This is a genomic window from Mycobacterium sp. P2_H7 (assembly GCF_056403275.1).
In genome coordinates this window covers 415,491-428,052 of record NZ_JBFUFU010000010.1, presented here as the reverse complement: position 1 = coordinate 428,052, position 12,562 = coordinate 415,491, and the positions used below count along the sequence as shown (strand labels likewise).

9 protein-coding genes are annotated in these 12,562 nt (G+C 68.1%); 7 read left to right on the top strand and 2 right to left on the bottom strand.

Annotation, left to right across the window (positions count from 1 at the left end; all coding sequences use genetic code 11):
- Nucleotides 1–79 precede the first annotated feature (79 nt).
- The 7 genes from AC1DY7_RS17420 to AC1DY7_RS17390 all read left to right on the top strand — a co-directional run bounded on the left by AC1DY7_RS17420 (nt 80) and on the right by AC1DY7_RS17390 (nt 9,192).
- On the top strand, nt 80–1,777 hold the full coding sequence (locus tag AC1DY7_RS17420) for an acyclic terpene utilization AtuA family protein (RefSeq protein WP_477494942.1): 1,698 nt from the start codon (nt 80–82) through the stop codon (nt 1,775–1,777).
- The gene (locus AC1DY7_RS17415) at nt 1,774–2,937 is read left to right on the top strand and encodes an acyl-CoA dehydrogenase family protein (RefSeq protein ID WP_477494941.1); all 1,164 of its coding nucleotides are present in this window, start codon (nt 1,774–1,776) and stop codon (nt 2,935–2,937) included. The genes AC1DY7_RS17420 and AC1DY7_RS17415 overlap by 4 nt, the downstream gene beginning before the upstream one ends.
- A complete protein-coding gene (locus tag AC1DY7_RS17410) occupies nt 2,934–4,529 on the top strand; it encodes an acyl-CoA carboxylase subunit beta (RefSeq protein WP_477494940.1) in 1,596 nt (531 codons plus the stop codon). Before AC1DY7_RS17415 ends, AC1DY7_RS17410 begins: the two co-directional genes overlap by 4 nt.
- Nucleotides 4,530–4,566: 37 nt before the next feature.
- Nucleotides 4,567–6,537, top strand: a complete 1,971-nt coding sequence (locus tag AC1DY7_RS17405; protein ID WP_477494939.1) for an acetyl/propionyl/methylcrotonyl-CoA carboxylase subunit alpha — start codon at nt 4,567–4,569, stop codon at nt 6,535–6,537.
- The gene (locus AC1DY7_RS17400; protein ID WP_477494938.1) at nt 6,534–7,691 is read left to right on the top strand and encodes an acyl-CoA dehydrogenase family protein; all 1,158 of its coding nucleotides are present in this window, start codon (nt 6,534–6,536) and stop codon (nt 7,689–7,691) included. The genes AC1DY7_RS17405 and AC1DY7_RS17400 overlap by 4 nt, the downstream gene beginning before the upstream one ends.
- Before the next feature lie 13 nt (nt 7,692–7,704).
- A complete protein-coding gene (locus tag AC1DY7_RS17395) occupies nt 7,705–8,475 on the top strand; it encodes an enoyl-CoA hydratase family protein (protein ID WP_477494937.1) in 771 nt (256 codons plus the stop codon).
- 126 nt (nt 8,476–8,601) lie between these two features.
- Entirely contained in the window at nt 8,602–9,192 is a 591-nt protein-coding gene (locus AC1DY7_RS17390; protein ID WP_477494936.1) for a DUF1707 SHOCT-like domain-containing protein, read from the top strand.
- Between the two features lie 3 nt (nt 9,193–9,195).
- On the opposite strand, the gene AC1DY7_RS17385 is transcribed toward AC1DY7_RS17390, so the two are convergent.
- Together AC1DY7_RS17385 and AC1DY7_RS17380 are read right to left on the bottom strand one after the other, a co-directional pair.
- The gene (locus AC1DY7_RS17385; protein ID WP_477494935.1) at nt 9,196–11,163 is read right to left on the bottom strand and encodes a vWA domain-containing protein; all 1,968 of its coding nucleotides are present in this window, start codon (nt 11,161–11,163) and stop codon (nt 9,196–9,198) included.
- On the bottom strand, nt 11,156–12,538 hold the full coding sequence (locus tag AC1DY7_RS17380) for a sigma 54-interacting transcriptional regulator (RefSeq protein ID WP_477494934.1): 1,383 nt from the start codon (nt 12,536–12,538) through the stop codon (nt 11,156–11,158). The genes AC1DY7_RS17385 and AC1DY7_RS17380 overlap by 8 nt, the downstream gene beginning before the upstream one ends.
- Nucleotides 12,539–12,562: the final 24 nt, after the last annotated feature.

Below are 12,562 nucleotides of genomic sequence, written 5' to 3'. Positions count from 1 at the left end.
GACTCGAGACCGGCGGTACCCGATAACCTACCGGTTGGTTGGGCCGTGGTCTGATCGCGTCCAGTTCAAGGGAGAATGCGTGGCGTCTGCAGCCGTCCGAATCGGCAACTGTTCAGGCTTCTACGGGGATCGCCTCGCGGCGATGCGGGAGATGCTCTCCGGCGGAGAGCTGGACTACCTGACCGGCGATTACCTCGCCGAACTCACCATGCTCATCCTGGCGCGCGACCGCGCCAGGAATCCGGGCCTGGGCTACGCGAAGACTTTCCTGCGCCAGTTGGAGGAGTCCCTCGGCCTGGCGCTGGACCAGGGCGTCAAGATCGTCGCCAACGCCGGCGGGCTGAACCCCGCGGCCCTGGCCACCGCGGTGCGCGAGCTCGCCGACCGGTTGGGCCTGACCGTCAACGTGGCCCACGTGGAGGGCGATGACCTGGTTTCGCGCGCGGACCAGCTGGGGTTCGGCGCCCCCCTCTCGGCCAATGCCTACCTGGGCGCGTGGGGCATCGCCGACTGCCTGAACTCGGGCGCGGACGTCGTTGTTGCCGGGCGCGTCACCGACGCCTCCGTGATCGTCGGGCCGGCCGCCGCCCACCACGGCTGGACCCGCACCGACTACGACGCGCTGGCCGGTGCCGTCGCCGCGGGCCACATCATCGAATGCGGCACCCAGGCGACCGGGGGCAACTTCTCCTTCTTCACCGAGGTCGCCGACCTCGGGCGCCCCGGCTTCCCGCTGGCCGAGATCGCCGCCGACGGATCCTCGGTCATCACCAAGCACGACGGCACCGGCGGGCTGGTCAGCACCGACACCGTGACCGCACAACTGCTCTACGAGATCACCGGGGCGCGCTATGCGAACCCCGACGTCACGCTGCGGATGGATTCGGTGACGCTGTCCGCCGACGGACCGGATCGGGTACTGGTCGCCGGGGTTCGCGGGGAGGCACCGCCGCCGACGCTGAAGGTGTCGCTCAACAGCATCGGCGGCTTCCGCAATGCGACGTCGTTCGTGCTCACCGGCCTGGACATCGAAGCCAAGGCCGAACTGCTGCAACGCCAGCTGGAGAGCAGCCTGAAAACGCGGCCCGCCGAGCTGGTGTGGACGCTGGCCCGCACCGACCACCCCGATGCCGACACCGAGGAAACCGCCAGCGCGCTGTTGCACTGTGTGGTGCGCGATCCCGATCCGGCCACCGTCGGACGCCAGTTCTCTTCGGCTGCAGTCGAACTGGCACTCGCCAGCTATCCGGGTTTCACCTCGACCTCATCCCCGGGCGAGGGCCAGGTGTACGGCGTGTTCTCTCCCGGCTACGTCGACGCCGGGCTGGTGCCCCATATCGCGGTGCACGCCGACGGTGGCCGCGTCGACATCGCCCCCGCCACCGACACCCTGGAACTCGACGCGGTCGAGGAGCCCCCGCTGCCTGCGCCGCCCGCCGACGGACCGGTGGTCCGCGCCCCGCTCGGCCGCATCGCGGGTGCCCGCAGCGGCGACAAGGGTGGGTCGGCCAACGTCGGGGTATGGGTGCGGACCGATCCCCAGTTCCAGTGGCTGGTACACACCCTGACGGTGGACAAGCTGCGCGAATTATTGCCTGAGACAGCCACTCTGGGCGTCACCCGGCACGTGCTGCCGAATCTGCGTGCGGTCAATTTCGTCATCGACGGCATTCTCGGCAAGGGTGTCGCCTATCAAGCCCGGTTCGACCCGCAGGCCAAGGGCCTCGGTGAATGGTTGCGATCCCGATATCTCGACATCCCGGAAAGGTTGCTGTGACCGACATCTGGCACACCCCAGAACGCGACGAGCTCCGCAAAGCGGTGCGCACCTTCGCCGAACGCGAAGTCCTGCCATACGCCGACGAGTGGGAGCGCAGCGGCGACCTGCCGCGGGATCTGCATCGCAAGGCCGGCGCGGCCGGCCTGCTCGGGGCCGGCATGCCCGAGTCGGTGGGCGGCGGGGGCGGCGACGGCGCCGACGCCGTCGTGATCTGCGAGGAGATGCACCAGGCGGGTGCTCCCGGTGGCGTGTTCGCATCGCTGTTCACCTGCGGCATCGCGGTCCCGCACATGATCGCCTCGGGTGACCAGCGCCTGATCGACACCTATGTGCGTCCGACGTTGCAGGGCAACCTGATCGGATCCCTGGCGATCACCGAACCCGGTGGCGGCTCCGATGTCGGGCACCTGACCACCAAAGCTGAGTTGATTTCGGGCGCTGACGGGCCGTACTACATCATCAACGGCGCCAAGACCTACATCACCTCCGGCGTGCGGGCCAACTACGTGGTGACCGCGGTGCGCACCGGCGGGCCCGGAGCGGCCGGGGTGTCGCTCATCGTCGTCGACAAGGGCACCCCCGGTTTCGAGGTGAGCCGCAAGCTGGACAAGATGGGCTGGCGTTCCAGCGATACCGCCGAACTGTCCTACACCGACGTTCGGGTGCCGGCCGCGAATCTGGTAGGTGTCGAGAACAGCGGCTTCCTGCAGATCGCCGGAGCCTTCGTCTCCGAACGGGTGGGCCTTGCTGCCCAGGCGTATTCGAGTGCGCAGCGCTGCCTGGACCTGACCGTCGACTGGTGCCGTAACCGGGAGACCTTCGGCAAGCCGTTGATCACCCGTCAGTCCGTGCAGAACACGCTGGCCGAGATGGCCCGCCGCATCGATGTCGCCCGGGTGTACACCCGGGCCCTGGTGGAACGTGAACTGGCCGGCGAGTCGAATCTGATCACCGAGGTGTGTTTCGCGAAGAACACCGCCGTCCAGTCCGGCGAGTGGGTGGCCAACCAGGCCGTCCAATTGTTCGGCGGCATGGGCTATATGGCCGAGTCCGAGGTGGAGCGGCAGTACCGCGACATGCGGATCCTCGGCATCGGCGGCGGGACCACCGAGATCCTCACCTCGCTGGCCGCCAAGACGTTGGGGTATCAGTCATGACACGCTTGAAATCCACCCTGGATCCACGTTCGGCCGCCTACACCGACGCGGCCGCGGCGATGACCGCCAAGCTCGCGGACCTCGACACCGAGCACGCCAAGGCGTTGACCGGTGGCGGACCGAAATATGTTGAGCGCCATCATGCCCGGGGGAAGCTGACGGCGCGCGAGCGCATCGAACTGCTGCTCGATCCCGATGCGCCGTTCCTGGAGCTCAGCCCGCTGGCAGCCTGGGGCACCGACTTCACCGTCGGCGCCAGTGTGGTGGTGGGCATCGGCGCCGTCGAAGGCGTCGAGTGCATGCTCGTCGCCAACGACCCGACGGTCAAGGGCGGCACCACAAATCCGTGGACGTTGAAGAAGATGCTGCGGGCCAACCAGATCGCCCTGGAGAACCGGCTGCCGCTGATCTCCCTGGTCGAATCGGGCGGGGCCGACCTGCCCACCCAGAAGGAGATCTTCATCCCGGGCGGCCGCGGTTTCCGGGATCTGACCAGGTTGTCCGCGGCCGGCATTCCGACCATCGCGCTGGTTTTCGGTAACTCCACTGCGGGCGGCGCCTACATCCCCGGCATGTCCGACCACGTCGTGATGATCAAGGAACGCTCCAAGGTGTTCCTGGCCGGGCCGCCCCTGGTGAAGATGGCCACCGGCGAGGAATCCGATGACGAGTCCCTGGGCGGGGCGGAGATGCATTCGCGCACTTCCGGTCTGGGCGACTACCTGGCAGCCGACGAGCTGGATGCCATCCGGATCGGCCGGCGCGTCGTGGCGCGGCTGAACTGGCACAAGCAGGGCCCGGCCCCCGCTGCGGTGACCGAGCCGCGGTTCGACCCCGAAGAGCTGATCGGGCTGGTCGGAGCCGACCTGCGCATCCCGTTCGATCCGCGCGACGTGATCGCCCGGATCGTGGACGACTCCGACTTCGACGAGTTCAAGCCGCTCTACGGTTCGTCGTTGGTCACCGGGTGGGCCCGGCTGTACGGCTATCCGGTGGGCATCCTGGCCAACGCGCGGGGTGTGCTGTTCAGCGAGGAGTCCCAGAAGGCCACCCAGTTCATCCAGCTGGCCAACCGTTCCAACACCCCGTTGTTGTTCCTGCACAACACCACCGGCTACATGGTGGGTAAGCAGTACGAAGAGGGCGGGATGATCAAGCACGGCTCGATGATGATCAACGCCGTCTCCAATTCGACGGTGCCGCACATCTCCCTGCTGATCGGCGCCTCCTACGGCGCCGGGCATTACGGCATGTGCGGGCGGGCCTACGATCCACGTTTCCTGTTCGCCTGGCCCAGCGCCAAATCCGCGGTGATGGGCGGCACCCAGTTGGCCGGGGTGCTCTCGATCGTGTCGCGCGCCGCCGCGCAGGCGCGCGGCCAAACCGTCGACGAGGACGCCGATGCCGCGCTGCGAGCCGCCGTCGAGGCGCAGATCGAAGCGGAGTCGCTACCGGTGTTCCTGTCCGGCCGGCTCTACGACGACGGGGTGATCGATCCGCGCGATACCCGGACCGTGCTGGGAATGTGCCTGTCCGCCATTGCCAGTGGCCCGATCGAGGGGACGTCGAACTTCGGCGTCTTCAGGATGTAGTGATGAGCGCTTGCGCGAAGAACAGAAAGCACAGCCGATGATTCGTAGCGTCCTGGTTGCCAACCGCGGTGAGATCGCCCGCCGCGTCTTCACCACCTGCCGTCGGCTCGGTATCAGCACCGTCGCGGTGTACACCGATCCCGATGCCGCCTCCCCACACGTCGCCGACGCCGACACCCGGGTCCGTCTGGAGGGCCGCAACGGCTACCTGGACAGCGCCCAGTTGATCGCCGCCGCCCGGGCCTCCGGCGCCGACGCGATCCATCCCGGCTACGGGTTCCTCTCGGAGAATCCTGATTTCGCGGCCGCCGTGCAGCAAGCGGGGCTGATCTGGATCGGCCCGCCGGTGCCCGCGGTGGCAGCGATGGGCTCCAAGATCGAAGCCAAGAAGTTGATGTCGGCGGCCGGGGTACCGGTGCTGGCCGAACTCGACCCGGACACCGTGACCGCAGCCGAGCTGCCGGTGCTGATCAAGGCATCGGCCGGCGGCGGTGGCCGCGGGATGCGGGTGGTACGTGAATTGGCCGCGCTGCCAAACGAAGTCGCCGCCGCGCAGCGGGAAGCCCAGTCGGCTTTCGGTGATCCGACGGTGTTTTGCGAGCGCTACCTGGCCAGCGGTCACCACATCGAGGTCCAGGTGATGGCCGACGCACATGGCACCGTGTGGGCGGTCGGGGAACGCGAATGCTCCATCCAGCGCAGGCATCAGAAGGTCATCGAGGAGGCGCCGTCGCCCTTGGTGGAACGCACGCCGGGGATGCGGGAGAAGTTGTTCGAGGCGGCCCGCCTCGCCGCCGGCGCGATCGGCTACACCGGCGCAGGCACGGTCGAGTTCATGGCCTCGGGTGAAGGTGATGACTTCTTCTTCCTGGAGATGAACACCCGGCTGCAGGTCGAGCATCCCGTCACCGAGGAGACCACCGGCCTGGATCTGGTCGAGCTGCAGATCGACATGGCCGACGGCGGCCGGCTGGATCCGGAACCTCCCGCTGCGCACGGGCATTCGATCGAGGCGCGGCTCTACGCCGAGGATCCGGCCAAGGACTGGCAACCCCAGGCCGGTCCGGTGTACCGGTTCGGCGTGCCGGGCGCGCGCACCGAGTTCGGCACGCTGGGCGGCCGCAGCGGCGTGCGGGTGGACTCCGGCATCGTCGACGGCTCGGTGGTCTCGGTGTTCTACGACCCGATGCTGGCCAAGGTCATCTCCTTCGCCCCGACCAGGGAGCGGGCCGCCTCGATCCTGGCTGACGCGCTGGCCCGCGCCGAGCTGCACGGGATCACCACCAACCGCGATCTGCTGGTCAATGTGTTGCGCCACGAGGCCTTCCGCGCCGGTGACACCGACACGGCGTTCTTCGACACCCACGGGCTGGCCTCGCTCGCCGCCTCATCCGCTGCGGCGAGCGCTCCGTCCTGCATGGCCGCCGCGCTGGCCGATGCGGCGCACAACCGCGCCACCGCAACGGTATTCGCGCCCGCGCCCAGCGGCTGGCGCAACCTCGCCTCGGGGTATCAGACCCGGACATACCGGGACGCGGCCGGCGATGAACATCTGGTCCGCTACCGGTTCACCCGAGCCGGTGTCGAACTTCCAGACGGGGACGCCGTGTCCGTGGTGGCCGCGACACCCGACCGGGTGGTGCTGACGGTAGGCGAAGTGGAGCGGGCGTTCGACGTATCCCGCTACGGTGACGAGGTTTTCGTCGACTCCCCGCTGGGTGCGGTGCGACTGACCGCGGTGCCGCGCTTCCCCGACCCCGACGACGCCGTCGCTCACGGGTCGCTGCTCGCCCCCATGCCGGGATCGGTGGTGCGCGTCGGCGCCGTGGTCGGCGACACCGTCACCGCCGGGCAGCCATTGATCTGGCTGGAGGCCATGAAGATGGAGCACACCCTCGCCAGCCCGCACGCGGGTGTGCTCACCGAACTCAATGTCGCCGCCGGTCAGCAGGTCGACGTCGGCGCCGTACTCGCCCTTGTCCAGACCCCCGAAGGAGAACAACCATGAGCTTCATCGAAACCGAGGAACAGCGCGCCCTGCGTGACGCCGTCAAGGCCATGGCCGCCAACTACGGCCAGGACTACTATCTGGAGAAGGCCCGCGCCGGGCAGCACACCACCGAATTGTGGAATGAGGCAGGCAAACTCGGCTTCATCGGGGTCAACCTGCCCGAGGAGTACGGCGGCGGCGGCGCCGGCATGTACGAACTGAGCCTGGTCATGGAAGAGATGTCGGCCGCCGGGTCGGCGCTGCTGATGATGGTCGTCTCCCCCGCCATCAACGGCACCATCATCTCCAAGTTCGGCACCGAGGACCAGAAGAAGCGCTGGATCCCGGGCATCGCCGACGGCTCGATCACCATGGCCTTCGCCATCACCGAACCCGACGCCGGATCCAACAGCCACCGCATCACCACCACCGCGCGCCGCGACGGCAGCGACTGGATCCTGTCCGGCCAGAAGGTTTACATCTCCGGGGTCGACCAGGCGCAAGCCGTGCTGGTCGTCGGGCGCACCGAGGATCACAAGACCGGCAACCTCAAGCCCGCGCTGTTCGTGGTGCCGATCGACACCCCCGGGTTGCACTGGACCAAGATCGAGATGGAGATCGTCAGCCCCGAGTTCCAGTTCCAGGTGTTCCTCGACGATGTCCGGCTCCCCGCCGACGCCCTCGTCGGCTCCGAGGACGCTGCCATCGCCCAGTTGTTCGCCGGGCTGAACCCCGAACGGATCATGGGTGCCGCCAGCGCGGTCGGCATGGGCCGCTTCGCCATCAACAAGGCCACCGACTACGTCAAGACCCGCCAAGTCTGGAAGACGCCGATCGGCGCACACCAGGGCATCTCACATCCCTTGGCGCAGAACCACATCGAGATCGAACTCGCCAAACTGATGATGCAGAAGGCCGCCTCGCTCTACGACGGCGGGGACGACTTCGGCGCCGCAGAGGCCGCCAACATGGCCAAATACGCCGCAGGCGAGGCGTCGGTACGCGCGGTCGACCAGGCCGTGCAATCCCTCGGCGGCAACGGACTGACCAAGGAGTACGGCATCGCATCGGTGCTCACCGCCTCCCGGCTGGCCCGCATCGCCCCCGTCAGCCGCGAGATGATCCTCAACTTCATCGCCCAGACCTCACTGGGCCTGCCGCGGTCCTACTGATGAGGTCCCACTGATGACAGACACCCTGGTCCGCTACGACACCGACGGCGTCGTCGCGCGGCTCACCCTGGACTCACCGCACAACCACAACGCGCTCTCCACCACCCTGGTGACCCAGTTGCGCGACGGGCTGGCGCGCGCCGCCGACGCACCGGGGATCCGCACGGTGGTACTCGGGCACACCGGTAAGACGTTCTGCGCAGGCGCGGACCTGAGCGAGGCGACCGGCGGCGATCCCGGCGACCTCGCGGTGGACCGGGCCCGCGAGATGACGGTGGTGCTGCGTTCCATCCTGGAACTGCCCATCCCCGTCATCGCGGCGGTGGACGGACATGTGCGGGCCGGCGGCATGGGACTGGTCGGCGCCTGCGACATCGCGGTGGCCGGGCCGGCCAGTACCTTCGCCCTGACCGAGGCCCGGATCGGGGTCGCGCCGTCGATCATCTCGTTGACTCTGCTGCCGAAGTTGACCGCTCGCGCAGCGGGTCGCTACTTCGTCACCGGTGAGAAGTTCGATTCCGCCCAAGCCGCTGCCATCGGCCTCATCAGCATCGCCACCGACGACGTCGATCCCACGGTGACGGCACTGACCGCCGAGATCGGGAAGGCCTCGCCGCAGGGGCTACGAACGTCAAAGGCCCTGACCACGGCGCGCACCCTGGCCGACTTCGATGCACACGCCGAGGAGCTCGCGGTCCAGTCGGCGGAACTGTTCGTCTCCGACGAAGCCCGCGAAGGCATGCTCGCCTTCCTCCAGAAGCGGTCGCCGAACTGGCCGTCCTGACCCGAGGGATGCAATTACAGCAAACATCGGCGAGCGCGACAATATTTGGCCGCCGGTATTGCATGTGCCGACATTCGTCGTAGGCTCGTCAGTGATGAGCGCCTGCGCAAAGAACAGATGGCACTGATGAGCCCCACAGCGCCGCGGAGCGGATCGGTACGGGCTGCCGACACCGACCGGATTCAGGTCGCTCAGTTGCTGACCGATGCCGCCGCTCAGGGTCGCCTTTCACTGGACGAGTACGAGACCCGGCTGGCCAAGGCGTATGCCGCGCAGACGTGCGCCGATCTGGAGCGGCTCAGCGCCGATCTGCCCGGCGGTAGCACCACCGGTAAGGGTGTCTGTCGTCCGGCACCGTCGACCCTGCTGCTGGCCATCATGAGCGGCTACGAACGGCGCGGGCGGTGGAACGTCCCCATGAAGCTGACCACGTTCGCGCTGTTCGGCGGTGGCGTGGTCGACCTTCGCTACGCCGACTTCACCACACCCGACGTGGAGATCCGCAGCTATTCGATCTTCGGCGGCCAAACCATCCTGGTGCCGCCGGAGATCAACGTCGACATCGGCGGGGTCGCGGTGATGGGCAGCTTCGACCACAGCGTGGACGGCAGCGGCTCGCCTGGCGCCCCGCGCGTGCGGGTGCGTGGGTTCTCGCTGTGGGGCAGCGTCGGCGTGAAGCGTAAGAAGCGCCGCCACCCCGGCACCGACGACGACTGACGCCTACCGGCGCCGCGACGTCAGGTAGTCACCGACCACCGCTGCACCCAGCCCGTCCAGATCGGGGACGACCACGCGGCCCTGCACCCGGCGGGCGACCTGGTCGATGAACCGTGCCAGGCTCGGCTCGTTGCCGAGCCGGAAGATGGTCACCTGCGCGCCCAGCCGGGCGATCTCGTCGAAACCCTTGACCGTGCACGCAATGGTGCGCGGGTGCGGCGGGTAATCGAAAAACACCTGTGAGCCGTCACCGCCGCCGAAGTCTTCGAGATGCGCGGTGGGTTCACCGTCGGTGACGATCATGATGACCGGCTGCGCATTCGGGTGCCTGCGCAGGTGCCGGGCGGCCAGGGCCAGCGCGTGGTGCAGGTTGGTGCCCTGCTCGTACACGCCTTCCAGTCCGGTGAGTTCGGCTGCACTGAGCGTGCGGGCATACCGGCCGAACGCGATGATCTGCAGATCGTCGGACCGGAACCTGGTGCTCACCAGATGACTCAGTGCCAGCGCGGTGCGCTTCATCGGCAGCCATCGGTTTTCCATCACCATCGAGAAGCTGGTGTCCACCAACAGCGCCACGCAGGCCTGGGTGCGGGTCTCGGTCTCGGAGATCTCGACGTCGTCGACCGTGATCCGCAGCGGGCCCCCCTCGCCGGTGCCCGCGTTGCGCAGCACCGCGTTGGTGAGAGTTCTCGTCACGTTCCAGGGTTCGGTGTCGCCGAACTCCCACGGCCGGGTGGCTCCGGTCAATTCGCCTGCCGCGCCGGCCCGCCGGGTCTGGCGCTCCCCGTTGCGGCCCGACAGCTGCCGCGCGACGTCGCGGAGGGCGGCCTGACCCAGTTGGCGCATGGCCTTGGGCGACAGCCGCCACTTACCGTCCGAACCACGGTCCAGGAAGCCCTGATTCATCAACGCACGCTCCAGGTCGGCCAGCGTGCGGGCGTTGACCGCCGCGTCCTCGCCGAGCTGGCGGGCCAGCGCATCCAGGTCGACGTCTTCCATCGTGGCGCCCGCGTAGCTCTGCGACAGCTGCTCGGCCAGCTGCTCCAGCTCCGCGATGTCGGCCAGGGCCTGCGCGCCCTCACCCATGCCCAGCGGATCGCCACCGGAGAACTCCTGCGACCCCGACCAGTCCTCGCCGGGCCGGGCGGCCTGCAGGTGGGAGTCCAGCCGGTCCAGCGCGTTCATCAGCGACGGCGAGCCGAAAGCCTGCTGCGCCAACGCATCGAGCTCGGCACGCTGGTCGGCGGACAGGCTGTTGCGGAAGCGCTGGGCGGCCGCGGCGCGCTTGGCCAGCGAGTCGATCAGCTCTTCGACGTTCTGCGGGTTCTCCGGGAAATGCTGGCCGTGCTTGGCCATGAAATCATCGAAGTCCTGCTCGGTGTCCTGCCCGGCGGCATGTTTGTCGAGCAGACCGTTGAGATCGTCGAGCATCTCGTTGACGGCCTGACGGTCCTCGTCGGTCGCGTTCTCCAGCGCCTGCTTCATCCCGGAGAAGCGTTGGTCGAGCATCTCCCTGCCGAGCAGATCCCGGATCTCGTCGTACTTCTGCTTGGCCTCCGGCGAACGCCACTCGTAGTCGGCGAGCTCGCGCACCGCCTTCGCCGGCGACGGTGACAGTGACTCCATCTGCATCTCGCCGAACCGGGCGTCATCGTCGAGCGCGCGGGCCAACTCCTTGCGCTCGGCCAGCACCGCCTCGTCGAGCAGCTTTTTGATGTCCTGCAGGGTGCCGTCGAGATTGTTGCGCTGCAACAATTCCCGACGTTTGCGGTTGGCCTCGGCGGCGAGCTTGTCCGCGCCCGGCATGTCCCGGGTGCCGCGGCGCAGCAACTCGGAGAGGGCACGGCGCGGGGAGCTGCCCTCCATCACGTCCTGGCCGATCAGTTCCAGCGCTTCGCGCAGATCGACCGGGGGCGCCAGCGGATCCGGGCCACCGGTATATCGCGAGTACCGCGAGAGGTTTTTAGCCATAAACAGTTTCGCCCTCACCCGAGGTCTTGTCGATCCGCTTCGCCAGGTACAACGCTTCCAATGCCAGCTCCACCGCGGCGGCACGTTCCCCGTCGGTGTTCGCGCCGAGCCGTTCGGCGATGGCGTCAAGCACCGGCAGATCCGGCAGGGCGGCCAGCACGTCCTTGGCGCTGACCCGTTCGCCCGTCGTCACCGGCGAGCCACCCTCGACGGCAACCACGAGTGGGCCCACGTCTATTCCGCCGAGCGCGCGGGACGCAGTGTCGGCCGTCGCGCGCCGCAGCAGATGCTCCAGCACCACCTGTTCGCGGCCCTCCTCGCCGGACTCGAATTCGAGTTTGCCGCGCAGCACGTCGATCACGGTGCCGAGATCCACCACGCGGGCTACCGGCTCCTGCTCCCCCAGCAGTGCCCCACGGTGACGCGCCGAGGCGGCTACGGTTTCGGCCGCGGCGATCGCAAAGCGCGCCGACACTCCGGAACGCTGGTCGATGGCGGTGGATTCACGGAGCGACCGGGCAAACCGGGCGACGATCTGCAGCAGGTAATCGGGCACCGGCGCGCTCAGGTGCGCCTCCTGCTTGATGACGGCGACCTCCGCCTCGAGCTCCAGCGGGTAGTGGGTGCGGATCTCGGCGCCGAAGCGGTCCTTGAGCGGAGTGATGATGCGACCGCGGTTGGTGTAGTCCTCGGGGTTGGCGCTGGCGACGACGAGCACGTCCAGCGGCAGGCGCAGCGTGTAGCCGCGGACCTGGATGTCGCGTTCCTCCATCACGTTGAGCATCGACACCTGGATGCGCTCGGCGAGGTCGGGCAGTTCGTTGATGGCGACGATGCCGCGGTGCGAGCGCGGGATGAGGCCGTAGGCGATGGTTTCGGGGTCACCCAGGCTGCGACCCTCGGCCACCTTGATCGGGTCGATGTCGCCGACCAGGTCGGCCACGCTGGTGTCCGGCGTGGCGAGCTTCTCGGTGTAACGCTGGCTGCGGTGGCGCCAGGAGATCGGGAGGTCGTCGCCGACCTCGGCGGAGCGCCGGATCGATTCCGGGGTGATGGGACTGTAGGGATGCTCACCGAGTTCGGAGCCGGTGATGACGGGGGTCCACTCGTCGAGCAGTCCGGCAATCGAGCGAAGGAGACGGGTCTTGCCCTGTCCGCGTTCGCCCAGCAGTACGAAGTCGTGCCCGGCGATCAATGCCCGCTCGACCTGGGGCAGCACGGTGTCCTCGAAACCGAACAGACCGGGCCAGATATCGTCGCCGTCCGCGAGGCGGACCAGCAGATTCTCCCGGATCTCCTGCTTGATCCCGCGTTCGACGTGCCCGGTTGCGCGCAGCTCGCCGACGGTACGGGGCAGATTGTTAGGTGACGTCACCACTCCACGCTACGACTGCTCGCG